The organism is Micromonospora sp. DT4 (assembly GCF_049841675.1).
In the GTDB taxonomy this organism is placed as follows: domain Bacteria; phylum Actinomycetota; class Actinomycetes; order Mycobacteriales; family Micromonosporaceae; genus Micromonospora.
In genome coordinates this window covers 19,397-42,755 of record NZ_JBNCKT010000044.1, presented here as the reverse complement: position 1 = coordinate 42,755, position 23,359 = coordinate 19,397, and the positions used below count along the sequence as shown (strand labels likewise).

25 protein-coding genes are annotated in these 23,359 nt (G+C 74.0%); 5 read left to right on the top strand and 20 right to left on the bottom strand.

Features of this window, described 5'->3' with window-relative positions; translation table 11 throughout:
• The first annotated feature begins 273 nt into the window (after window positions 1-273).
• Window positions 274-603, top strand: coding sequence for a DUF6807 family protein (locus ACLQ24_RS15080; protein WP_425892144.1), 330 nt, complete (start codon window positions 274-276; stop codon window positions 601-603).
• 39 nt (window positions 604-642) lie between these two features.
• On the opposite strand, the gene ACLQ24_RS15075 is transcribed toward ACLQ24_RS15080, so the two are convergent.
• The 16 genes from ACLQ24_RS15075 to ACLQ24_RS15000 form a co-directional block, all read right to left on the bottom strand.
• Window positions 643-1,491, bottom strand: coding sequence for a hypothetical protein (locus tag ACLQ24_RS15075; RefSeq protein WP_425892143.1), 849 nt, complete (start codon window positions 1,489-1,491; stop codon window positions 643-645).
• 63 nt (window positions 1,492-1,554) lie between these two features.
• Window positions 1,555-2,013 (bottom strand): hypothetical protein, encoded by a 459-nt coding sequence (locus ACLQ24_RS15070; RefSeq protein ID WP_425892141.1) that lies wholly within the window; start codon window positions 2,011-2,013, stop codon window positions 1,555-1,557.
• Complete coding sequence (locus ACLQ24_RS15065; protein ID WP_425892140.1) at window positions 2,010-2,942, bottom strand: hypothetical protein; 933 nt, start codon at window positions 2,940-2,942, stop codon at window positions 2,010-2,012. The genes ACLQ24_RS15070 and ACLQ24_RS15065 overlap by 4 nt, the downstream gene beginning before the upstream one ends.
• Window positions 2,943-2,951: 9 nt before the next feature.
• Entirely contained in the window at window positions 2,952-3,494 is a 543-nt protein-coding gene (locus ACLQ24_RS15060) for a phage tail protein (protein ID WP_425892139.1), read from the bottom strand.
• A complete protein-coding gene (locus ACLQ24_RS15055) occupies window positions 3,475-6,120 on the bottom strand; it encodes a putative baseplate assembly protein (protein WP_425892138.1) in 2,646 nt (881 codons plus the stop codon). The genes ACLQ24_RS15060 and ACLQ24_RS15055 overlap by 20 nt, the downstream gene beginning before the upstream one ends.
• Complete coding sequence (locus ACLQ24_RS15050; protein ID WP_425892137.1) at window positions 6,117-6,548, bottom strand: GPW/gp25 family protein; 432 nt, start codon at window positions 6,546-6,548, stop codon at window positions 6,117-6,119. The genes ACLQ24_RS15055 and ACLQ24_RS15050 overlap by 4 nt, the downstream gene beginning before the upstream one ends.
• On the bottom strand, window positions 6,545-6,883 hold the full coding sequence (locus ACLQ24_RS15045; RefSeq protein WP_425892135.1) for a hypothetical protein: 339 nt from the start codon (window positions 6,881-6,883) through the stop codon (window positions 6,545-6,547). Before ACLQ24_RS15045 ends, ACLQ24_RS15050 begins: the two co-directional genes overlap by 4 nt.
• Window positions 6,883-8,475, bottom strand: a complete 1,593-nt coding sequence (locus ACLQ24_RS15040; protein WP_425892133.1) for a phage baseplate assembly protein V — start codon at window positions 8,473-8,475, stop codon at window positions 6,883-6,885. The genes ACLQ24_RS15045 and ACLQ24_RS15040 overlap by 1 nt, the downstream gene beginning before the upstream one ends.
• Entirely contained in the window at window positions 8,472-9,362 is an 891-nt protein-coding gene (locus tag ACLQ24_RS15035; RefSeq protein ID WP_425892132.1) for a hypothetical protein, read from the bottom strand. Before ACLQ24_RS15035 ends, ACLQ24_RS15040 begins: the two co-directional genes overlap by 4 nt.
• Entirely contained in the window at window positions 9,362-10,693 is a 1,332-nt protein-coding gene (locus ACLQ24_RS15030) for a hypothetical protein (RefSeq protein ID WP_425892130.1), read from the bottom strand. Before ACLQ24_RS15030 ends, ACLQ24_RS15035 begins: the two co-directional genes overlap by 1 nt.
• Complete coding sequence (locus ACLQ24_RS15025; RefSeq protein ID WP_425892128.1) at window positions 10,668-11,150, bottom strand: phage tail protein; 483 nt, start codon at window positions 11,148-11,150, stop codon at window positions 10,668-10,670. Before ACLQ24_RS15025 ends, ACLQ24_RS15030 begins: the two co-directional genes overlap by 26 nt.
• Window position 11,151: 1 nt before the next feature.
• The gene (locus ACLQ24_RS15020) at window positions 11,152-12,435 is read right to left on the bottom strand and encodes a phage tail sheath family protein (RefSeq protein ID WP_425892126.1); all 1,284 of its coding nucleotides are present in this window, start codon (window positions 12,433-12,435) and stop codon (window positions 11,152-11,154) included.
• Between the two features lie 23 nt (window positions 12,436-12,458).
• Window positions 12,459-13,157 carry a carboxypeptidase-like regulatory domain-containing protein gene (locus ACLQ24_RS15015; protein WP_425892125.1) on the bottom strand — a complete coding sequence of 233 codons (699 nt, stop codon included), beginning with the start codon at window positions 13,155-13,157 and terminating at the stop codon, window positions 12,459-12,461.
• A complete protein-coding gene (locus ACLQ24_RS15010; protein ID WP_425892123.1) occupies window positions 13,154-13,762 on the bottom strand; it encodes a glycine zipper family protein in 609 nt (202 codons plus the stop codon). Before ACLQ24_RS15010 ends, ACLQ24_RS15015 begins: the two co-directional genes overlap by 4 nt.
• 12 nt (window positions 13,763-13,774) lie before the next feature.
• The gene (locus ACLQ24_RS15005; RefSeq protein ID WP_425892121.1) at window positions 13,775-14,110 is read right to left on the bottom strand and encodes a hypothetical protein; all 336 of its coding nucleotides are present in this window, start codon (window positions 14,108-14,110) and stop codon (window positions 13,775-13,777) included.
• A gap of 147 nt (window positions 14,111-14,257) precedes the next feature.
• A complete protein-coding gene (locus ACLQ24_RS15000; protein ID WP_425892120.1) occupies window positions 14,258-15,064 on the bottom strand; it encodes an LppM family (lipo)protein in 807 nt (268 codons plus the stop codon).
• Window positions 15,065-15,170: 106 nt separating this feature from the next.
• Between ACLQ24_RS15000 and ACLQ24_RS14995 the strand changes: the two genes are divergently transcribed.
• Both ACLQ24_RS14995 and ACLQ24_RS14990 read left to right on the top strand, forming a co-directional pair.
• The gene (locus tag ACLQ24_RS14995; protein ID WP_425892118.1) at window positions 15,171-15,353 is read left to right on the top strand and encodes a hypothetical protein; all 183 of its coding nucleotides are present in this window, start codon (window positions 15,171-15,173) and stop codon (window positions 15,351-15,353) included.
• A 190-nt stretch (window positions 15,354-15,543) separates the two neighbouring features.
• On the top strand, window positions 15,544-16,665 hold the full coding sequence (locus ACLQ24_RS14990; protein ID WP_425892117.1) for an FUSC family protein: 1,122 nt from the start codon (window positions 15,544-15,546) through the stop codon (window positions 16,663-16,665).
• An 18-nt stretch (window positions 16,666-16,683) separates the two neighbouring features.
• On the opposite strand, the gene ACLQ24_RS14985 is transcribed toward ACLQ24_RS14990, so the two are convergent.
• Both ACLQ24_RS14985 and ACLQ24_RS14980 read right to left on the bottom strand, forming a co-directional pair.
• Complete coding sequence (locus ACLQ24_RS14985; protein WP_425892115.1) at window positions 16,684-17,385, bottom strand: alpha/beta hydrolase; 702 nt, start codon at window positions 17,383-17,385, stop codon at window positions 16,684-16,686.
• Window positions 17,386-17,461: 76 nt separating this feature from the next.
• On the bottom strand, window positions 17,462-17,911 hold the full coding sequence (locus ACLQ24_RS14980) for a substrate-binding domain-containing protein (protein ID WP_425892114.1): 450 nt from the start codon (window positions 17,909-17,911) through the stop codon (window positions 17,462-17,464).
• Between the two features lie 106 nt (window positions 17,912-18,017).
• Here ACLQ24_RS14980 and ACLQ24_RS14975 point away from each other — a divergent pair, with 106 nt between their 5' ends.
• Window positions 18,018-19,316, top strand: coding sequence for an MFS transporter (locus tag ACLQ24_RS14975; protein WP_425892112.1), 1,299 nt, complete (start codon window positions 18,018-18,020; stop codon window positions 19,314-19,316).
• A 73-nt stretch (window positions 19,317-19,389) separates the two neighbouring features.
• On the top strand, window positions 19,390-20,286 hold the full coding sequence (locus ACLQ24_RS14970; RefSeq protein ID WP_425892110.1) for an aldo/keto reductase: 897 nt from the start codon (window positions 19,390-19,392) through the stop codon (window positions 20,284-20,286).
• 67 nt (window positions 20,287-20,353) lie between these two features.
• Here ACLQ24_RS14970 and ACLQ24_RS14965 read toward each other — a convergent pair whose 3' ends face one another.
• Together ACLQ24_RS14965 and helR are read right to left on the bottom strand one after the other, a co-directional pair.
• On the bottom strand, window positions 20,354-21,016 hold the full coding sequence (locus ACLQ24_RS14965) for a hypothetical protein (RefSeq protein WP_425892109.1): 663 nt from the start codon (window positions 21,014-21,016) through the stop codon (window positions 20,354-20,356).
• 18 nt (window positions 21,017-21,034) lie between these two features.
• Complete coding sequence (helR, locus tag ACLQ24_RS14960; protein WP_425892107.1) at window positions 21,035-23,197, bottom strand: RNA polymerase recycling motor ATPase HelR; 2,163 nt, start codon at window positions 23,195-23,197, stop codon at window positions 21,035-21,037.
• Window positions 23,198-23,359: the final 162 nt, after the last annotated feature.

The window sequence follows — 23,359 nt, the reverse complement described above, 5'->3', positions numbered from 1 at the left end:
CGATGTCGCTGGGGGAATCTCCGACGAAGACACAGCCGGCCGGGTCCGCGCGGAGTTCCCGGATGGCGTCCAGGACTAGCTAGGCCGGCCCACCTGTGATCCACACCACCTGGCTAGTCAGGATGGTCAGGTGAGATCAGGAGGTTGAGCAATGGCTCTGCGTGGCGGTACGAGGTTCGCCGTGCGTTGTGAGGACGCGTTCCCGGGGGAGCGCGTTGGTGCCCGAGTCGCTGGGCGAGGTGGAGGACTACGACGAGAAGACGGCGGGTTCTTCTGGCGGGCCGTCGCCGCCGACGGCGAGGCGACGGCGTTCACCGCCGAGGCGGGCGGGCGGTCAACGGCAGCGCGGCCCCGTGGCTGGCGCTGGTCGGCACCGGGCCGGGCGGTGGGGCGTACACCCTGGTCTTCGCGGGCCTCGGGCCGGGCGACCGGTGGTTCGTGCGGACCGCGATGTACCCGGGTGTCTGCGTGGCGTTCGCGTTCGACGAACCGGCGGCCGTGCCCGCCGGCAGCACGCGCGACGGCCGCTACCAGGTGTGGATCTGCGACGGCGCGCTGGACCCCGACCGGTGCGCGACCCTCGCCAACGATCGTCGATCATGAGGTTGTTGTCACGACACGCCGGGCGCGGTGACGCTAACTTCATGATCGACGGGGCGGGGCAGCACGGGGCGGGGCAGCACGGGGCGGGGCAGCACGGGGCGGGGCAGCACGGGGCGGGGCAGCACGGGGCGGGGCGGCGGCGGGCGGGGCGGCGGCGGTCATTCGGACGGACTTGACGATCGCCGGGATGGAGCCGATCAGCAGGACCAGGCCCCAGATGATCGCGATCACGGCGAAGACGAGCGCGCCGATGTCGTCGAGGATGCTCACCACGATGACCGGGACGAGCCGGTGCAGGAACTCCAGCACGACGGTGCAGAGTCCGGTGGTCAGCGCCAGCAGCACCAGGCCCTTGTTCTGCGCGAACCGGGGCTGGGCGAGCAGCAGCAACACCGCCCAGACCAGCTTCAGCAGCAGCGCCAGCCCCAGCAGCAGGCTCGCCTCGCCCACCGGGAAGAAGCCCCACAGGGCGAGGTACGCCAGGGTGCCGAACGGCACGGCCAGGAACAGCGACACCATGATGGTCAGCTCCACGAACGCGATGATCAGCAGGACGAGCGAGCCCAGGATGAGCAGGATCGAGAAGATCAGCGTCGCGACGCCCTGGATCCTGCCCTGCACCCGTTCGGGCACCACCAGGCTCAGGCAGAACAGGCCGGTGGTCCACACCGCCACCGCGTCGATCAGCGCCAGGTAGCTGGTGCCCCGTCCGGACGGTTCGCTGACGCCCGCGGCGTCCACCTCCACGCCGAGGTTCGCCGCGCCGGACAGCAGCGCGCCGGTGGCGTCGCCGCCTCCGGTGAGCAGCGACGAGCCCACCTCGACGAGGAGCACCAGCGTGATCGCGACCAACGCGAGCAACAGGAAGGGCTTGCGCAGGTCACCCATGGCGAGGCTCCTCGCGGTCGTGGCGCGCGGCCGGCACACCACCAGGGGCGGCCGGTGGACCTGTCAGTCGGCGGCGACGGTGACCGTGCATCCGACACCTCCCGGGCAGCCCAGCAGCACGGTGGTCGCGCTGTCGACGGCGATCCGGGCGACGGCCTCGCCGCCGTCGTCCGGCTCGACCTCCGAGCGCACAATGAGATCGGCGTCGCCGGGCGCCGGCGCGCTCACCACGAACGGGCGTGCGCTGCGCAGCACCAACGTCCGGAGTTCACCCGGGTCGGCGACCCGCACCGCGCAGCCGCCGACGAAGGTGAGCACGTCGCCGGTACGGTCACAGTCGGCCCGCACGGTCGCCGGGTCGATCGTGCTGCTCGCGCCGGCCAGGCGACCCAACCGCTCCACGATCCCCGGCCGATCGTCCGCGCGGCCCTGGTTGCCGCCACCGACGCCGACGGCGAGCGCGAAGAACGCCACCAGCAGCACCGCCAGCGTCACCAACACGGCCTTCTGCCGACCGCTCATCGCTGCGCGACCGCCCCGGTGACCTCGGTGAAGCGGATCTGGTCCACGCCGGCGAAGTACCTGTCGAAGCCCTGTGTCTTACCGACGGCGACCAGGGTGAGCGTGTGTCGGCCGGGGCCCAGCCGGACGGTGCCCACATCGGTGAAGTCCTGCAGGACGACCTTCGGCGTGAAACCGAAGAAGGTGCCGCCGAGCTGCACACCGTCGACCTGCCAGATGGTGTTGGCGTAGTCGAAGCTCGTGGTGCGCCTGGTCGAGAAGCGCCAGACCGCGTCGGCGGGCAACTCGACGGTGACGCTCACCCGGTCGCCGGGCGCCAGGCCGGTGAAGAACAGTTGCGCGTCGCCCGACCAGGTCACGTCGCAGCAGTTCGGCTGCGCCCCGACCGCCGCGGCGGTCTTCGCCGGGGACTCCACCCGAGCGCCGTCGACCAGGCCTTCCGCCTCCGCCGTCACGACCCGTGGCGCGCCGGGCGTCGGTGTGCCATCGGGGCGGGTCAGCAGGTAGCCGACCACTCCGGCGACCACGAGCACCAGCGCCGCCGCGGCCGCGATCCACGGCCACGGCGTCCGCTTCGGCGCGGCGACCGCCCGGACCTCGTACGTCACCCGGCCGCTGGAGCGGGAACTCTCCTCGGGCGCGGTGTTCGCCGAGTACGCGAACCCGGTCATGTCGTAGCGGCGGGGCGCGGTGCCAGCCGGCACGGCGAGGCGGACCAGGAACGAGACCGAACCCTGCCCGGGCACCACCCGCTGCGGCTCGGTGACGGTGAACCAGGCCCGCTGGTTGCCCTCGCCGGGCGCCACGTCGAACACGACGGTGTCCGGCGCGAGACCCGGGTTGGAGACGGTGAAGGTCAGCTCGCCGTGGTTGGCGGCGTCCAGGGTGAACTGTGACGCGGCGGCGACGACGGCCCATTCGGTGGTCATGACGGCTCCTTAAGCGGACGGTGCCGCGGTCGGCTGATCCGGTGGCCGCGAGGCGACGACGACCTCGGCGGTGACCGCCGCGGGTTTCTCCGCCTCGACGATGCGGGTGATCACGGCGAGTTGGTCGGCGGCGACCGCCGGCACCCGCACCACGATGTGAAAGGGCCTCTCGTCGGGCTCGTCGATGGCGAAGCCGCTCACCCCGGTGGCCACCTCGAGGGCCCGTCGCATCCCGTACGGGGTGCCGCGCCAGCGGGCCAACAGCGCGCCGTGGGCCACCAGGTCACGCAGCCGCCCGACCGGCAGGGGCAGCGGCGCGTCCGGTCGGTGCGACGCCACCACGTGGTCCATCGCCACCCAGCGGGTCAGGCGTACGACCATGTCGTCGGGCGCCCGGTACGGGTCGAACAGGGCGTCCACCTCGGCGAGGATCGCCTCGTCCGGAGCGTGCAGCCCCTCCATCACGTCCAGCAGCGCCCAGAGCACGCTGCCCGGCATGCACGCCCGCTGGTACGCGGCGGGCAGCAGCCGCTCAATCGCCGAGCGTCGCATCCTGGCGCACCACCTCGATGTCGTGCTCGCCGGAGCAGAGCAGCCACGTGTCCGGGACCGTCACCACGTCGGCGGTGGCCTGGTTGGCGCTGGCGGTCCAGGTGACCGCGTCGGCGCTGCGGTACACGCCGCGCTCACCGCAGGCCAGCACCAGCCGGTCCGCCGTCGGGCCACCCCCGCCGGAGGTCGTCGCAGGACCGCTCGCGGCGACCGCCGTCGGGCCGCTCACGGCGACGGCGTCCACCGGCACGAACCGGGTCCGGTCGCGCAGCGGTAGCCCGCAGTTGACCGACACCGGCTGCCACTGCGGCTGGGCGGCCAGGGTGTCCAGCCGCAGCACACCGCCGCTCTGCGTGGCGGCCACCGCCTGCTGCCCGGCGAACGCGAGATCGCGGCACGTGCCGCCGAGCCAGCCGGCCTGCACCGACTGCCACTGGACGTCCGACTCGAACAGTCGGGTGCGGTGACAGCCCTGGCCGGGTTTCTTCGGGTCCGGCTCGCCCGCGCCGCTCCACAGCAGCGTGGCCGGGCCGTCGTACTGCACGGCGAGGACCCGGTTGTCCACGTTGGAGAGCCCGACGTGCGTGAAGCTGCCGGGCCGGCCGCCGGCCGTCGACAGGTACACCCCGAAGCCGGCCTGCGCCGCGACCGCCACACCCGGCGCGCCGCGCTCGGAGACGAAGGCGCGTACGGCGTAGAAGCCTCGGTCGGCGTCGGACGCATCGACGAGGATCTGCAGCGGGACCGCGCCGGGCAGCAGCGACACCTCGTACAGCCCGGTGTCGGTCGCCACCAGCAGCGCGCCCGCGCCGTCGCGGTCCAACCACGCCACGTCGGAGATGCGCGAGTCCAGGTCGGTCAGCAGCGACCACGTCTCACCGAGGTCGGTGCTCAGGTGCACCCGGGAGCCGCCCGAGGCGCGCAGCGTCACCACGGCCACCGAGCCGGGACGCGCGACGATGCCCGGCCGCACCGGGGCGGGGGCGGGCGCCACCCGCAGCACCGTCTCGTCGTCGAACCGGCCGGCCGGTTCCCAGCCCGAGCCCGCGTTGCTGGAGCGGAACAGCACCGGGCCGCGGCCGGCGTACCAGGTGCGCGGCTGGTACGCATCGACCGCGAGGGCGCGGACCTCGGCGTCGGGCGCCTCGTCGACCACGAACCGCACCGACTCGACGTACCGGACGCCCGGCTCGGCGTGCTCCAACAGCCGGTACACGTTGGACGCCCGCAGCGGCTCGCCGAACGGCCATCCGGTCGGGTTCAGCGCGGTGGGCAGCGGGCTGAGCGTCTGGTGCAGCCGGTCGTGGATGCGCCGCCGGACCGCGTCCACGTCCTCCTCGCGTCGTACCACCACGCGGGCCCGTACCGACACCGCCTTGAACCGCGCCCAACTGGCCCGCGAGCGGATGCCGACCATGCGGCGCTGCTCCAGGTCCGTCTCGACGCGGTGGCGGGCCTCGGGCACCTCGTGCTCGCGCAGCACCGTCACCGACAGTCGACCACCCGGGCGGGCCGCCGGCGGCACGTACGGCACCAGCACCACCTCGACCTCACCCGGGCGGGCGAAGCTGTAGACGGCCGAGCGGGTGAACGCACGGGCCCGCGCCACCGCGCCGGAGCTGGTGGCGAGCACCTCGAAGTCGCGGGCGGTGACCGCGCGCTGCTGGGCGAAGAACTCGTATGGGCCGCGCAGCAGCACCGACTCCAACGCCTCCGTCTCCCGACCGCCGGCCGCGGGCGCGGGGTTGTCGACGCGTACCCCGGGTAGTGGATCGCGCAGGTTGGTCAGCGTGCCGGCGGCGACGTTGCCGGCCGGACCGCCGCCGGCCCGGTACCAGAGCCGGACCTGCCGCCCGGCCGGCGGCACGGCCGCCACCGGCGTCGGCCCGGCCGGCCCGCCGACGGGCGGTCGCAGGTCCAGCGCCGGGGCGAAGGTGACGGTGCCCGAGCAGCGGTCGACCAGGTACGCCTTGGCCTGCGGGCCGAGCCCGGCGAAGCTGTCCACCGGCTGCCAGATCTCGAACGTGCGGCCCCCGTGCTCGCGGGCCGCCGCCCCCAACTCCACCGAGCCGGTCGGCACCTCCACCCCGAGCAGCAGGTCCAGCGACTCGCCGGTGTGGGCGAGGGGGGCGCGGGCCGCGCGCAGCACCTGGCCCGGCTGGCCGGTGCCGACGCCCAGCAGCTCCGCGTCGACGGGCTCGCAGTGGTGCAGGCGGACGGTCACCGAGGACTCTCCGGCCGGCAGCAGCGCCGGCTCGGTCGTGACGAACACGACGGGCCGGGGATCGGCGCCGCGCGCCGCCGCGACCCGCAGGCCGGCCGGTATCCGCACCGCGCCGCGGTCGGTGCCGCTCCTGGTGAACACGACGTCCGCCCAGGCCGCGGTGGGTGCGTGCCGCGCCACCCCGAGCAGGTTCAGGAACTGCACGTACGCCTTCTCCGGCAACTGGTTCAGTCGGTAGATCATCACCTCGGTCAGGTGCGCGAACGCCTCCACCAGCGCCATGCCCGGGTCGTGCGCCGACAGGTCGGTCCAGGCGGGGCAGGACTGGCGAATCCGCTCGCGGGCCTCGGTGACGAGGTCGAGGAATCCCCGGTCGTCCAGGTGCGGCACGGGCAGCGTCATGACGATTCTCCCGGTTCATCGTCGGCGGGGAGCAGGTCCACGGAGAACACCAACTGACCGGGCGTCAGGCTGGCCCGCACCCGGTAGTCCAGCCGGATCACCAGCCGCCACTCCTCGTCCGGGTCCGGCCCGGCATCGGTGTCGATGACCTCGACGCGGGGCTCCCAGCGGGCGATGGCCTGTCGGACGTAGTGGATCGCCAGCCCGGCGGTGGTGTCGTCGTTGGGCGCGAAGATCAGCCGGTGCAGCCGGGAGCCGTACCCGGGTCGCATCAGCCGCTCGCCCGGCGTCGTCGACAACAACAGGAACAGCGCCTGTCGTACGCTCTCGTCGCCCTCGGTCATGGCCAGGCCCCCGGCCGCGGTGAGCGCCAACCCGCCGCCACGGCCGGCGTCGAAACCGGCGCCGACGAAACGGAACGCCCTCACCGGTCCGCCCCCAGGAACCGCTGCCGGGGATCGCGGACGGTGTGGTGGACCGCGCCCGGCGGTGTGCCGTCGGTGAATCCCTCCAGGTGTGCGAGCACCAGCCGGTGCCCGTCGACGCGCAGCCAGTCGCTGTAGCCGACCCGGACGGACAGCGTCTTCGCGCACGGCTTGATGGTCGGGCCGTAGTTCGGACAGGCGACGATTTTGCGTCCCTCCGGGTCGTCGTCCACCAGCACCGGCGCGGCGGTGACGGTCACCCAGCGCTGCGAGGGCTGGTTCTCGACCCGGCCGTCGTGGTCGCAGGTGATCACGGAGTCGCGGTGGATCCAACGCATCAGCCGCCTCCTTCATGGTGGGCGCGGGCGAGCGAACGGGCCTGCTGCGCCGCGGTGGTCGGGTCCTCGGTCGCCTCGGCGTGCAGGAAGTCCACGCTGCGGGCGCGGACCACCATGGCCCGGCCCGGCGCGGAGATGACCAGGTCGGTCGCCGCGTGCAGGGTGGCCAGGTCGGGGGTGAGCTCCAGCCAACTACCGCCCTCGGTGCCGAGCCGCAGGCTGCGCTGGACGTCGTCCATGACGATCGACTGCCCGCCGGCCGTGCGCAGCGTCCAGCGCCGGGCCCGGCCGTCGTCGATGCCCGCGTCGTACGGCTCGACGGCGCCGAACAGCGAACCCAGCACGATGCCGGCGGCCGGCTCGCCGCCGGGCAGCACCACCAGCACGGTGTCGTCCGGATCGGGGAGCGCCACCAGCCCCTTGCCGCGCCCCGCGCCGGGGCACAGCACCCCGAGCCAGCCGGCGTCCAGGTCCCCGTACGCCGGCAGGGTCAGCCGTACCCGGCCCAGCCCGTCCGGGTCCGCCACGTCGGTCACGGTACCGAGGGTCACGACCGCGCCGCCGGCCGCCGTGGGCGCCGCAGTCGGTGGCACGGTCGAGAACCGGGTCAGGTGCCCGTCGCCGTCCACGGTGTGCACCGCCTCGGTCAGCACGTACGCGCCCGCGAGGGGGCCGGGCACACCCGCCAGGTCGATCCGCCGGCCTGGCCGCAGCGCCGGATCACCCTCGGCCACCCCCTCGGCGGTGGCCAGCGCGGCAGCGCGCAGGTCCAGTCGCGCCTGGGCCAGCGCCGCCAACTCGTCGTCACTGCGCCCCGGCTGGTCGACGGCGGTGCGCACCCCGTCGGCCCCCACGTCGGCCGGGTCCGGACGGTCACCGGCCGGCCGACCGCAGCGCGCCTCGTCGGCCCGCTGGCTGATCGGCTCGGCCCGCTGCGGATGCCACCCCAGGGCGGTGCTCGGGCCGCTGGCCTGGTCCGCGTTCGTGGACAGCAGCAGGGTGTGCACACCCGCGCCGAGGGTCAGCGCGACCGGCTCGCCGTAGCCGGCGAGGGTGACCAGTCGTACGCCGTCGCCGTCGGCGGCCAGGTGCAGTCCGGCCCGCCCGGCGACCTCGCACAGCAGCTCCAGGTCGCTGTGCCGGTGCTGCACCAGCCGTTCCAGCCGGGGCCCGTCGTCCTCGGCCGTCACGGTCAGCCCCACCTCGCCGCACAGGTCCCGGGCCAGCTCAGCCGCCGTCACCGAGGTGAAGACCCGCAGGTCCTGCCGCTTGCGCAGCCGGTGCAACGCGTCGTACGCCCGCAGCCGCAGCATGGCCGCCCCGTCGGCGGCGTACTGGACCTCCACGCAGGTGACCTCGCCGACGAACAGCGCGTCGGGATGGTCCGCGAGCCGTACGTCGAGGGTCGTGCCGGGGCGCACGGCGGGGTCGAGGGCCGCGGTGCCGGCGGCGGTGGCGAGCACCAGTTCGGCCTGGGTGGGCTGGTCGAGCCGGGCGGCCACCCGCAGCGAGCGAATCCGCTGGCGGGACGTGTTGTCCAGCTCGACGCCGTCCAGCAGGACGGTCAGCGCACGGGGCGCGACGCTGGTCACGGCGTACCCCCCGCGCCCGGGCTGGTGCTGCTCGGTGCGGCGGGCGTCGTGCCCGTCGACGCGGCCCAGCTCGCGGCGGCGGTGGCGACCGAGGCGCCCCAGCTCGCGGCGGCGTCCACGAACGACCCACCGCCCACCGCCCGCGCCATCGAGCCGAGCGTCGACCCGGGCCCGGGGTCGGCGGTGGGAACCGCGAGGGTCGTACCGGCCGGCACCGCGAGCGGATCGGTGATCCTGTTGTGTTCGGCCAGCAGCCGCCACCGCAGCGGCGACCCGAGCGCGTCGTTCGCCAGCAGGTCGAAGCGCACACCGGAGTGGCCCGGTTCGGCGGCGCCGTCGCCCGCGGCGACCACGGCGCTACCCGGTGCGGCGGCCGGCGTGCTCGCCGCGGCCAGCTCCTCGGCGAACCCGGCCTGCGCCTGGTCGGCCGTCTCGGCGGCCCGCACCAGCTTCAGCCGCAGCCAGGAGCGTCGCGGTGAGCCCGTACCGGTGAACGCGTCGAACCGTTCGGCGACCGCGACGATCACGCCCGGCACGTTCCAGGTCTTGCCCCAGACCAGCCGGATCAGCGGCGGACGCAGCCAGCCGTGCTCGGCGGTGGAGTTCTCCGCGAGCATCCACAGCGGCCTGGTGAGCATCCGTACGTCGGTGGGACGGACCTGCGCCTGGACGAAGTCGACGTCGAAGAGCAGATCCAGCACCAGCTCCGTACGGCCGCCGCCGGTGAAGACCAGTGGGTCGTCGGCCAGTCCGGGGCCGGTGAGCTGCGCGCCGCCCGCACCCCGATGGCGTACGCCGGCGAGCCGGGTCACCTGGACGGTCTCCGGGTTGAGCAGGCAGTCCACCCGTTCCCCGGTGGAGTCGATGAGGAAGGCCACACGTTCCATCAGCCGCCCGCCTGTTCCCGGTCGAGCCGGCGCTCGTGCCCGGCGTCCAGCGCCGCGCCGGGCACCGTCCACAGCGGTCCGTCATCCGGCAGAGCCGGCCACGGGTCCACCCCGGGTGCGACGGCGGCCGAGGGGAACGCCGCGCTCACCGGCCACCGCCCGCTGCTGACGACCTCGACCGGGCCCGTCCCGTTCCCCGATCGAAGTTCCCGCCGCCGCACCTCGCCGCCGCGCGGCAGGCCGCCGTACGGGTTCCGGGGGTCGTGTGGGGTGCTGGTGTGCTGGTCGTGCTGCGGCGCGGCGTGCTGGTCGTGCTGCGGTTCGCCCCTCGCCGGCTCCCGATACCGGCCGGGTCGGTGCCGGCTGGCGTGGAGCTCGGGAAACCGGGTGGCGTGCTGCGGGGAGTGCCCGCCGGCGGGCTGCTCGGGGAGCCCGCCCGGCCGACCCGGTTCGCCCGGCAGACTGGGCCAGTACGCCCCGTCGCCGCGTCCGGAACACCTCGACTCGTCCACAGTGGATTTTGGAGGAGGAGCGCCCCGGGAAGGGCTGGATTCGTCCAGGATCCCGCTGGGCGGGACGGGCGCAGCGGTCCGTTCACCTCGGCCTGGGGCGCAGACGGGGGCGGACGTGGCGGCTCGACGAGCGGTGGCAGGCCGTCCGGGGACGGAAGCGCGTCGCGGGCCCCCGGAGCGCCCGGCGTCGCCCACGTCCAGGGGACGGTATCCGCCCCCACCGCCGCCGGAGCGGGCCGACCCGGTCGCCGACCCCGCGCCGCCGGAGCGGGCCGACCCCGCGCCGCCGGAGCGGGCCGACCCCGCGCCGCCCGGGGTCGCGGGCCGGATGACCGGGGGCCGTCGGTCGCCCTCCGGTTTCCCGGGGCCGCCGGCCTCGGGCTCGTGCCGAACATGATCACGACCACCACCGGGCGGCCCGGCGGCCGGGCGCGGGTCGCCCGTGCCGGTTGGGTCGTCGGACCGGCCGTGAGCGGCGGCAGCCCGCCCGCCGGTCCGGTCGGTGCTGGGCCGGGACGTCTCTGCGACCGGTCCGCCGGAGCGGTCCCACCGCAGGGGAGTCATGGCCTGCGGGAACTGGTCGTGCGTCGGCACCGCAACGTCCACGCCGAGGTCCAGCTCGCGGAGCAGGCCGGGGGCGTGCGCGGCGACCAGGTCGAGCCAGTGCTGAGGTGGCTCCCCGAAGCGACGCGGCACGTCCGCCGGCCGTTCCGGGGGGAGGCCGGTGGGCTCGACGCGTCCTGCGAGGCGCTGCACCGCGCCGGCCGCCGAGCGGAGGCGACCGGCCAGCCAGCTACGCGGGCGTCGGCGCGGCGGCACCGCCGGCCTCCAGTTCGAGGCCCTCGTAGCGCAGCGTCAGCGACGCGATGGCGATCTCGTGGCCGACCGTGTTGAGGTGCGCACCGCGCCACCGGGTGGGCCACGCGTCGATCAGGTTCCAGCGCAGCACCTCGGCGGTGCCCACCGAGTCGAGCAGCACCACCGACACGTTGCGGCGGTTGAGGGTGCCCCTGGCGGTGGCGTTCACCCAGTCCCACAGCTCACGGGACGCGGTGAGACCGAAGTGCAGTGTGACCGGCTCGTATTCGGCCTGGCCGGGGACCATCCGCGTCGGCCCGGGGCCGTGCTCCCGGTACGGCTGCCCGGGGATGTTCACCTCCAGTCCGCTCATCTCGGTGAAGTGGCCGTTGGCGACGCCGTTGATGAGCAACCGGAAGTTGTACGCCCGGTACGGGTCGACCGGCGCCCCGGGCTGCGGGGTGGCGGGGGTGGTCATGTCAGCCTCCGATCGTCTCGGTCTCGGTGCCGCCGGCCCACTGGCTGAGCTTGAACACCACGAATTCGGCGGGCTTGACGACGGCGATGCCGATGTGGGCGATCACCATGCCGGCGTCGCGCACGTCCGGCGGGTTGGTCTCCTCGTCGCACTTGACGAAGAACGCCTCCTCGGGGCTGCGCCCGAGCAACGCGCCGTCGCGCCACACCCGGGTCAGGAACGCCCCGATGTCGCGCCGGATCGAGCGCCAGAGGGTGAAGTCGTTCGGCTCGAAGACCATCCACCGGGTGCCGTTGGCGATGGCCTGTTCGATGGCGATGCTGAGCCGCCGTACGTTGAGGTAGCGCCATTCGCTGGCCTCGGCGGCGAGCGTACGGGCGCCCCAGACGCGGATGCCCTCACCGGCGAAGTAGCGGATCACGTTGACGCCCTTGGGGTTGAGCACGTCGTGCTCCGGGCGGGTGACCCGGTAGCCCAGGTCGACGGCTCCACGGACCGGCTCGTTGGCTGGTGCCTTGTGCACGCCGCGCAGCGCGTCGGTGCGGGCCCAGACGCCGGCCAGGTGCCCGCTCGGCGGGGTGAGTTCCAGCTCCCCGCTGATCGGGTCGCGGACCTCCAGCCACGGGTAGTAGAACGCCGCGAACTCGGACTGCCGGGGCCGGTACGCGGGTCCGTCGCCGCCGCCGGCTCCGGCGGAGCCGCCGCCGGACCCGCCGGACCCGCCGGAGCCGCCAGCGGACCCGCCCGCGCCGCTGCCGCCCGTACCCTCGGCGGGTTTCGGGGGTTTTCCGGACGACGGGGTGGCGACCCGGGTCAGCGCGGAGATGTCGTCGATGTCCGGGGCCGGGTCGCAGATCGCCACCATGGTGCGGGTCCGCTCGGCCATGCTGAGCAGCGCCTCGTGGGACACCGGGTCGTGGAAGCCCGGAGCGGCGATGATGGAGATCTCGTCGACGGCCTCCAGCAGTTGCAGGCCGCCGCGTCGCTGCCCGGTGCCGGTGATCGCGCCGCCCTCGCCGACGTTGACCACCCAGCAGCGTGCGCCGCCGTTGTCCAGGAAACCGAAGACGGCCCGCGCGAGCGGGGTGCTCTCGACCTCGTCGCCGTCGGCGAAGAGCCGCAGGAACTCGGACCAGTTGTTGACCGGTACGGCCTTGCCCAGGTGGGCACCGCGGTTCGGAGCGACGCCGACGAACGCGGCGATGCTGGTGCTCACCGGTCCGATCGGTCGGGCGCCGCTGGGGACCTCCTCGACGTAGATGCCGGGGGAGAAGTAGCTGGGCATCGGTCCTCCTGTGCGGGTGGGCGTCAGTGGGGCGGTGGCGCGCAGACGATGACGATGTCGTCGTCGTCCGCGTCGACGTCGGCGGTGAGCACGAGCCCGCGCCCGCTCAGCCGCAGCCGTACCGGGTGGGGGTGTTCGGGGTCGTGCGGGACCCCGGCGATCAGGAACCGGCCGTCGGGCCCGGTGCGGGTCGCGGACGCCGTGCCGGGCACCTCGACGTGCATGGCGGCGAGGGGCTGGTCCTGCGGACCGACGACCCGGCCGGCGAGCGCGCGCACCGCGACCTGCCGCAACCGCAGCGGTTGCAGGACCGGGGGCGCGGCCGGCGTCGGGTGGTCCACCTGAGCCGGTACGTCGAGCAGCAGCGCCGGGCGGGGCGCGACGCCCAACGCGTTCCACAGCTCCGCCGCGCCGGCGTCCAGCACCACGGGGTAGCTGCCGTCGCGGGTCGCGGCGGCGAGCACCCGGTCCAGGAGGGCGAGCCCGGCCGGCCCGGCCACGCAGAGCAGGTAGCGGACCGTGAACCGGTACGGCTCGCGGACCGCGCCGCTGGACCGGGTCTGCTGGGCCGGGCGCAGATCGAGGGGCCACAGGGTCAGCCCGTCGGCGTCACCAGCGGCGCGGGGCGGGCCGACCGGGACGGGTTCCCCTGCCGCGCCGGTCAGCCATTCGACAAGCGCGGTGGTGGCCGCCTCGATCGGTCCGCGCCCGTCGTCGGTCATCGCGGCGGCGTCCCCTGGATGCGGTACGCGATGGCCTCGTTCCACACGTGCGGGTAGACGCCGATCTCGAAGTAGCGGGTGAAACGGTTGATCGGCGCGTTGGTGTGGTCGTGGTAGAGCAGCCAGATCGGCGCGATCGTGAACAGCACGTAGTTCGCCAGCACCAGCGGGATGTAGAGCGGCCCGAGCAGGCGCGCCTGGAAGATGTGCACGTCCTCGTGGCGTTGGATGCTGGGGCTGGCGCCGGCGCAGACGGTGCCGATGGTGGTGGCGTAGCGCGGCGACACGCCCTCGATCACGCTGACCCGGCCGCTGGCGGACGAAGCGGGCCGGTCCAGCGAGTGCCCGAAAATGAGGTGCGCCGCCAGGTAGATGGCCCCGACCACGGTGTTGAGCAGGCTCCACGTGTGGTCGACGACGAAGAGGAAGATGCCGCGGGCGTCCGGGGCGTACACCCCGGCGGAGGTGACCGCCCACCCGAACACCGCCCCGACCAGCAGGCCCCCGACGGCGCCGACGAGCAGGCCGATCGGGCCGCCGGCCAGGAGGCCGAAGACGGCGCCGACCGCCATCTGGATGACCGCGCTGAGAATGCCGAAGATCATGACGTCACCCCTTCAGACCCAGGAGCGGAAGACGCGGGGCTCACGGCCGCTGGCGACCTGCGTGGGCGTCGCCTGCCGGTTGCCGGGCGGGAACTGGTTGACGCCGAGCGCGGCCGAGAAGATCACCAGCGCGTTGAAGAACGCGATGATCCACTTCTCGGCGCCGACGTCGTCGGCGAACGCCGCCGTCACGTAGGACAGCAGCAGCGCGATCGCGATGGCGATCCACTTGCGGAGCTTGTCGCCGCTCGGGCCGATCAGCCCGCCGATGACGTTGGTGGCCAGCAGGGTGGCGGCGCTCGCGCCGGCGAGGCTGCCCAGGGCTGCCCAGGTGAAGAGATCGTTCACGGCGATCCCCCCTTTTCTGCGATGGTGCGACCGGGGATGTGGTGGTGGTGAGGCCGGTGCTCCGATCGAGGAGCACCGACGCCGGTCGCCGTCGTCGCGGGGCGGCCGGGGCCGGGAGGTGGCCGGCGGGGCCGGCCACCGGATGGATCAGCCGGGCCCGGGCGCGCCGGCAGGCGGCCCCGGCGGGGTCGGGCCGGGAGCGGTCGGGTCGGGCGCGGCCGGACCGGGTGCCGCCGACGCCGTCGAGTGACGGCGACGCAGCAGGAGTACGACCACAGCGGTGAGGACGAGCAGCAGGAGTACGCCGCCGCCGACCAGCAGCCACGGAAAACCGTCCGAGTCGGTGTCGGCGGCTGCCGGCGAGGCCGAGGGGCGGGGCGGCGCCTCGGCGACGGCGCGCAGCTCCGCCGGCTTGTCCTGGTTGGAGTCGACCTTCCAGGTGACCGATCGACCGTTGACGCTGCCATTGGTGTCGATCACCCGTCCGGGAAAGGTCACCGAGATCTCGAACGACATCAGCTTGAGGAATGCCTGCTGCTGTTGAGGATTCTGCTGGGTAGCTTTTCCGCCATATTTCTTCGGATCCAGCGGCAACGTGAAACGGTAGAAGTCGCCGTCCCGGACCAGTTTGACGCTCTCGCTGTCGAAGCCCGCCAGCGGCGCCCTGCGGTAATTGATCTGTGTGCCGAAGAGCTTGCTGTCCTCGTAGCTCGTCTCCTCGCCGGGAGGCAGCGCCGGAATGTTCTGCCGCAGCTCGGCGAAGGCTGCCGGGATGTTCTTGTTCTGGGAGCTCAGCACAGACTTCTGGGCGGTCAGCAGCAACTGCCCGTCGACCGTGTCGTCGGGGTTGACGGTGAGCCCCATGTTGAGTTGCATGCAGCCGCTCAACGCGGCGAGAAAAAGGAGACACACCGCGACGCGGAGTGCCCTACCGCGGTTGACTCTCCTGTTCATGCGCTCAGTGTGTGTGATCCATTTAACCATGGGCAGTCAGCGATCGGTCACAAGGTGGTCGCCGATTATACCGGCATGCTGTCGCATTTGACCGAGGCCGTGAGCGGTGCCAGAGAATAGACTGGAGTTTTGGCGCCGCCGGCCGGATTGCCGGCGTCTCAGCCCTGCGGCGGCCGCCAGTCTGGTCGGCGCGGGCGCGCTCACCGCCCGGCCCGCCGGTACCCCGGCCAGCCGCGCCGATCTCGCGGACGCCGTCCGTACGCTGCTGCGCGCCCTGACCGGGAGTTGAGCGGGCCGGTCCTCGATCTGCGGAGCTGGCGGGGCGGACGGCGCGCCGAACGGAGGCGGGACGCCGACGAGCAGCCCGGTAGGCGGCTCCGCCGCGCGATGGTGGACGATCACGCGAGGAGCGTTCCGGCCGCGAACCGGTGATCGTTCCCGGCCGTACACGGCGTCGGTCGACCGGTGGGGAGGTGGCGATGGCGTGGTTCGGGGGCCTGCGGGTCGCCGGCCGCCGACTGCGGCAGGGTTGGCGTCCGGTGCTGGAGGCAACCGTCGCGGCGACCGTGGCCTGGCTGCTCGCCACCCGCCTGCTCGGGCACCCGCAGCCGTTCTTCGCGCCGGCCGCCGCGCTGATCGTCCTCGGTCAGGCCCGCGGGCAGCGGATGCGGCGGGCCGTCGAGGTCGTGCTCGGGGTGGCCGCCGGGGTGCTCGTCGCGGACCTGGTCGTGCAGGCGCTGGGCCCCGGCAGCACGTGGACGGTCTGCGCCGTCATCCTGCTCACCGTCCTGCTCGCGGTCGCCTTCGGCGCCACCGGCGTGACCCTGGTGCAGGCCGCGGTCTCCGCGCTCTACCTGGTGGTGGTCGCGCCACCGGACGCGTCGCTGGTGCCGTTCCGCTTCGTCGACGCGCTGATCGGCGGCGCGGTGGCGCTCGCCGTCAGCCTGCTCGTCGACGCTCGGCACCCGCTCGCGCCGCTCGCCGCCGAGGTGCGGCGGACGTTCGACGAGCTGGCCGGTCTGCTGGGCGAGATCGCCGACGCGCTGGACGGGCGCGACGAGCCGGCGGCGGTGGCCGCGCTGACGCGCGCCCGAGGCATGGACGCCCGGGTCGACGGACTGCGCGACGGTGTGCTCGCCGCCGGCGAGGCCCTGCGGTTCAACGTACGCCGACGTCGGCACATCGGCCGGCTGCGGTCGGTGGACGAGTCGGTCCGGCAGATCGACTACGTCGTGCGCAACGTCCGCGTTCTGGCCCGCGCCGGTGTGACGCTCAGCGGACTGCGGACCCCCACCCCGTCCGAGCTGGGCGACGCGCTGCGCTGCCTGGTGGAGGCGGTCCGGGAGGCCGGCGCGGCGCTCGCCGCCGACCTGGACGGGCAGGAGGCGGTCGCCGACCGGCACGCCCTGCGGGCGGACGACGCCGCGCTGGCCGCCGTCCGCACCGCCGGGCAGCTCTTCGGCTCGACCCAGACCCTCCCAATCGCCATGATCATCGGCCAGGTCCGGGCAACGGCCATCGACCTGCTGCGGGGCGTGCACCCCGACGACGCCGCCGTCCTGGCGCGCGTGGACGAGGCCCTCGGCCTCCCCGCCGTCTGACCCGGATCGGCGATCCGGTCATCCGGTGAGCCAGGCGGTGGCAGCCACGCGGATCGGGGCGGGGAGGTCGTGGCCGCCGGCGAACTCCTCGTAGGTGACGTCGTAGCCGAGGCCGCGCAGGTGCGGCACGAAGCGGCGGCTGCACACGTCGACGGGCAGGACACGATCGTCCACCCCGTGCGAGACGAAGACCCGTGGTCGCCCGCGGATGACCGGCGGCGCGGCGAAGCCGGGGGAGAAGGCCAGCACCGCGTCGACCAGGTCGCCGTTGGCCAGGCCCAGCGAGAGCGCGTACGAGGCACCGTCGGAGAAACCGGCCAGCGTCACGCCGCGTACGGGGTAGCCGTCGAACGCGCTGGCCAGCAACGCGTCGATGTGCCCGACGTCCACCCCGAAGTCACCGGCGATCAGGTCCCAACTGGTCGCCGACGACTGCGGGGCGATCAGCAGCAGGCGGTGCGCGTCCGCGACCGGCAGCAGCAGGTCCAGTCCGTGCCGGGCGGAACCACCCGCCCCGTGCAGCAGCACCACCAGCCGGTAGGGGGCGCGGTCGGCGGGCGGCTCCGGCACGTACGCCATCGCCGGCCTACCGCCGTCGCCGCCGGGCAGCGGCACGAGACCGGTGGGCCCGGTCACCACCGGCGGGTGCGGGCGAGTGGTCAACCGGCCGTCCCGGGAGCCCGGCGCGGGCCCTCGGCTCGGCGGCGCGGGGTCGGACACGGGCCACCAGCTCCTCGCGGTCGACGAGAGGTGCGAGGCGGTTACCCGGCCGGCCGCCCGTTAACCGGCGGGGCGCTCAGGTGCTGTCGCACGCCACCAGCGCGGACGGGAAGAGCGTCACCGGCGCTCCCGGACGACCGGCCAGCACGGCGGCGGCCGCCGCGGCGGCGATCCGGCCCACGGGGTGGCTCGCGGTGGTCAGCGCCGGCGCGGTCATACCGGCCAGCGGGATGTCGTCGAAACCGGCCACCGCGACATCCCCGGGTACGCGCACGCCGTCCTCGCGCAGCGCCACGATCACGCCGAGGGCCGTCTCGTCGCTGATCGCGTAGATCGCGTCGACGTCCGGCCAGCGGCGCAGCGCCTCGCCGGCCGCCTCCCGGCCACGCGCCGCCGTGAAGTGGTGGACCGGGACACGCCGGCCGCCCGGGCGACGTCCTCCAGCGTGGCCGGCCGGTGCGCCGCTGCCGTCATCGTGCCCTCCTCCGGCGCCCGCCCGGGCGGGCGTACGCCTGCCAGGAATCATCCCCCGACCTGCGGGCTGCCGGTAAGGGGCGGTGGGCCGCTTGTGGTGGTAGCGCTCTCAGGTGTGCGATCGTGCCAGGAGATCACCCCAAGGAAGAGGACCACCCGTGAGCGCCCCCACCAGTCCCGCCGTCGCCCCGGTCGCCACCGTGCCGGCGCGGGTCGTCCGGCTCGCCCGCAACGGCGTCGCCCTGACCTTCACCCTCAACGGCCTGGCCGTCGGCAGCTGGTTCTCCCGGGTGCCGGCCGTCCGGGAGGCGCTGGACCTGTCCGCCGGCCGCCTCGGGCTGCTGCTGCTCGCGATGAGCGTCGGCGCGCTGCTCGCCATGCCGACGTCCGGGCTGCTCTCCCAGCGCCTCGGCTCGGCCCGCACCGTGACTCTCTCCACCGTGCTGGTCGCGGTCGGCCTGATTCTGGCGGGGCTGGGCGCGACGGTCGCCGGGTCGGCCGCCGTCGTCGCGCTGGGGATGGTCGCCTTCGGCTACGGCTCCGGCGCCTGTGACGTGGCGATGAACGTCGAGGGCGCAGCGGTGGAGCGGCGGTTGGGGCGTACCGTCATGCCCCGTTTCCACGCGGCCTGGAGCCTCGGGTCGGTGGCCGGCGCGGGCTTCGGCGCCGGCGCGGCCCGGCTGGACGTGCCGGTCGGCGCGCACCTCGCCGTGGTGGCCGTGGTGGTGCTGGCCGGCACCGTGTTCGCTTCCCGGGCATTCCTGCCCCAGCCGGTCGTCGACGCGGCCAACGGGTCGACCGACACCAGCGCGGCCGTCCGCCGCCGGGCCCAGCTTGCCGCCTGGCGCGAGCCACGCACCCTGCTGATCGGGCTGTTCGTACTGGTGGCGGCGTTTGCCGAGGGCAGCGCCAACGACTGGCTGGCCGTCGCGTTCGTGGACGGCCGGGACCTGAGCAAGGCGGCCGGGGCTGCGGTCTTCGGCGTGTTCGTCGTCGGCATGACCCTCGGTCGCACCGCCGGTACGGTCGCGCTGGACCGCTGGGGCCGGGTGCCGGTGCTCTGCGGCACGGTCCTGCTCGCCGCCGTCGGCGCGGCGCTGGCCGTACTGGCCGGCTCGGGGCCGGTGGCCATCGTCGGTGTCGCGCTGTGGGGGCTCGGCGCGTCGCTGGGCTTCCCCGTCGGCATGAGCGCGGCCGCCGACGAGGAGTCGCACGCGGCGGTACGGGTCAGCGTGGTCGCGGTGATCGGCTACACGGCCTTCCTGGGCGGCCCGCCGGTGCTCGGGCTGCTCGGCGATCACGTCGGCGTCCTGCGGGCGCTGCTGGTGGTGCCGCTGCTGCTGCTGCCGACGCTGGCGCTGGTGCCGGCGCTGCGCCCGCCGCGCGCCGCCGAGGACACTCCGGCATCGCCGGAGGGCGCCACCGCCGAGCAGGCTCCGGCAGCACAACCAAACTAACCCGGGTCGCGGCGCGGCGGTATCGGGCGCGCGGCCGAGTGCGCCGCGCGCCCGCGCTGGCTACGGTCGCCCGATGCCAACCGACGAGATCACCGCCGCCGCGGCGGGCACCGGGGCCCTGGGCGACCGCACGGTGTACCGGATGGGCTTCGGCTCGATGCGGATCACCGCGAACCCCGACCGCGAGCGTGCGCTCGCGCTGCTGCGCCGCGCCGTGGAGTTGGGCGTCAACCACATCGACACCGCCGCGTTCTACGTCTCGCCCGGCGGGGCGCTGCGGGTGGGCACCGGCGCGGCCCGGTACGCCACCGAGCTGATCCGGGTGGCCCTCACCCCGTACCCCGAGGATCTGGTGATCGCCACCAAGGTCGGCTTCGGCTACGACCCGGTGGCTGGGTTCACCGAGGCGGTCACTCCCGCGCAGCTACGCGCGCAGGTCGAGGAGAACCTGCGTCGCCTCGGCCGCGACCAGCTCGACGTGGTGAACCTGCGGCTCGGCCGGGGACTTGGCGCGGTGCCGCTGGTCGAGAGGTTCGGCGCACTGGCCGAGCTGCGTGACGCCGGGCTGATCCGGCATCTCGGGCTGTCCAACGTCCGGCCCGAGCAGCTTGACGAGGTGGCCGGCATCGCGCCCGTGGTCTGCGTACAGAACAACTACGGGGTGGACGCGTACCGGGAGCAGGACGCCTTCGTCCAGAACTGCGGTGCGCGGGGGATCGCCTACGTGCCGTTCTTCGCGCTGGCCGGAACTTCTCGGGAGGCGGGGGCGACCGCCGCGCCGGGCACGGCCGTCGAGGCGGTCGCCCGGGACCACGGCGTCACCCCTTCGCAGGTACGCCTGGCCTGGACCCTGCACCAGGGCCCCCACGTGCTCGCCATCCCCGGCACCGGCGACCCCGCACACCTGGTGGAGAACATCGCCGCCGCCGCCCTATGCCTCACCCCCGAGGACCTGACCCGCCTGGGGTGACCCTTGTTCCCGGTGATCATGAAGTTATCGCCGTCGATGCCGGCGTGTCGCGCCGACAACCTCATGATCATCGGATCCAGACGCGCAGGGGGCCTGCGGGGAGGAAGCCGGCTCGGTGGGCCGCGGGCAGGTCGGGCGCGGACTCGTAGCCGACCAGGGGTACGCCGGGCAGGGTGACGGGAATCGCGTGCCAGATCTCGTCCGGGTCGTCGGTGTGGGAGAACAGGTTGGAGACGCCGGCCGGGTCGTCGCCGCTGACCACCGCCCCGCCGACGACCGCGCCCCGCTGGTCGAAACGAGCCAGCACCCGGATGCGCGGGTCGGCCAGCAGCGCCGGGCGGAACAGCTCCCCACCGCCGTGCGCGTCCGCCCAGGCCGCTAGCCCTTCCGGCGTGGTGACCGGAGTGAGCGGCGGGCCGGCCGGCGGGTCGGTGGGCGGGCGGTGGATCCACTGCGCGTCGAAGAGCACCCGGAACCCGTACGTCGAGAGGTCGACGTCGGCGAAGCTGTCCTTCACCGACGCGCCGGCCCCGGCGTCGATCCGCGCCAGCAACGCCTCGGGGGCGACGCCGGGGCGCAGGGTGACCGCGTCGGGATACCAGGGTGGGGAGCGGTGCGGCACCGACCACGCCTCGGCGTCGATCCGGCCGACCAGCCCGTGGCTGGCGCACACGGCGTCGCACCACTGCGCATTGTTGTGCGCCGCCGCCTCCCGCACGTCTGTCGACACGCCCGGCAGCCTACGAGGTCAGGGCCCGGTGAGGACGACGAGCCGCTGGGTCGCGCGCGTCATCGCGACGTACCTGTCGACCGCCCCCTGGATGCCCGCGCCGAACGTCTCCGGGTTGACGAGGACGACCAGGTCGAACTCCAGCCCCTTGCACAGCTCCGGGCTCAGCGACCGGACGCGATTCGTCGCCGGCCGGAACGTGGGGTCGCCGATGACGCAGGCGATCCCGTCGGCGTGCTCCGCGAGCCAGCCGTCGACGATCGCATCCAGGTCGCGCACCGATCCGTGGGTGACCGGGATTCCATTGCCGCGGATCGAGGTCGGCACGTTCGCGTCCGGGAGTACGGCCCGGATGACCGGCTCGGCCTGCGCCATGACCTCCCGGGGCGTCCGGTAGTTGATGGTCAGCGAGGTCAGCGTCACCCGGTCGAGTCCGACGCGTGCGAGTCGTTCCCGCCACGACCCGGTGAATCCGTGCCGCGCCTGGGCGCGGTCCCCGACGATGGTGAAGCTGCGCGACGGGCAGCGCAGCAGGAGCATCTGCCACTGCGCGTCGGTCAGCTCCTGCGCCTCGTCCACGACGATGTGTGCGAACGGGCCGGCCAGCAGATCCGCGTCGACGCTGGGCAGCACGGCCTCGTCGACCAGCGCGTCCTGCAGGTCCAGTTGGCGCAGGCTCGACAGCACGCCCTCGCCGTCGTCGTAGGTGTGTGCCGCGATCAGCTCGTCGACGACCGTCGCCATGCGGGCCCGCTCGGCGGCGATCGTGGCCTCGCGACGGCGGCTACGCCGCGACGCCTCCGGGTCGCCGAGCCGCTGCCGTGCCGCGTCCAGCAGCGGCAGGTCGGACATCGTCCACGCGCGGGCGTCGGCGCGCTGGAGCCGGCGGACCTCGTCGGGGCCGAGCCACGGCGCGCACCTGCGCAGGTAGGCGGGCACCGACCACAGGTCCGCGACGATGTCGGCCGCGTCGAGCAGCGGCCAGGCCCGGTTGACCGTCGTACGGAGTTCCGCGTCGCGCAGCAGCGACGCGCGTACCCGCTCGTCCGGCTCGTCGCCGTCGTACCTGCCGAGCAGGATGTTCAGCAGCTCCTCCCAGATCTCGTCGCGGGCCTCGTTGTGCGGGGTGCCCGGTCCGGGCGCCTCGAATGCCTGGGCCCAGTCGTCCGCGCTCAGCCGGATGTCAGTGTCGCCGGCCGGGACCGTCAGCGCCGTCGTCGGCGGCTCCTCGTAGAAGCGAACGGCCGCGTCGATCGCCCGTACCAGGTCCGCCGAGGACTTGAGACGGTCCACCTCCGGGTCGGTCTCGACGCCCGCCGAGGCACCCTGGGGCACGAGGTCCCGCAGGGTGCAGGTCTGCACGTCGTCCTCGCCGAGGCTCGGCAGGACGTCCGCGACGTACGCCAGGTAGGGCTGGTGCGGCCCGACGAACAGCACCCCGCCGCGGCGCTGCCGAAGGCGCGGATCGGAGTAGAGCAGGTACGCGGTGCGGTGCAGGGCGACGACGGTCTTGCCCGTGCCCGGACCGCCGTCGACGACGAGCGCGCCGCCCGATCCGGCCCGGATGATGGCGTCCTGGTCGGCCTGGATGGTGCCGAGCACGTCGCGCATCCGGGCCGACCGGTTGCCGCCGAGGCTGGCGATGAACGCCGACTGGTCGTCGAGCGCGGCGTGCCCCTCGAACCCGTCCGGGGTGAACACCTCGTCCCAGTAGTCGCTGATCCGGCCGAGGGTCCAGCGGTACCGGCGTCGGCTCACCAGGCCCATCGGGTTGGCGTGCGTCGCTCCGAAGAACGGCTCGGCCGCGGGGGAGCGCCAGTCGAGCAACAGCCGGCGACCGTCGTCGTCGGTGAGGCCGAATCGTCCGATGTAGACGGGCTCGGGGTCGTCCGCGTGGACGATGCGGCCGAGGCACAGGTCCAGACCGAACCGGCGCAGGGCGCGCAGGCGAGCGCTCAACCGGCGGACCTCCTCGTCCCGGACGACCGCCTGGCGACCCTTGCCGGCGGGTGCCCGGCGCTCGGCGTCGAGGCGGTCGGACAGGTCGGCGATCGACCGCTGAAGGCTCGCCGCGATCACGGCGAAGTGTTGCTCGTCGCGGGCGACGAGTGCCGGGTCGGCCTTGGCGGCACGGTTCTCGGGGAGGTCGAACACGCTGGCCGCCGCCGACGACACGTTCATTTTCATGGCTCCCGTTTCCGCAGGTCATGGCCTTGGACGGGCCATTCTGCGGTACGCCGGGGGCCTTGCCGCAAGTCCCCCCATGCGGTATATGTTGGATATGGCGGGAGGGTGGTCCCCGTCCTCAGGGCTTGCGTTCGGCGTAGACGATATCCATCGTGT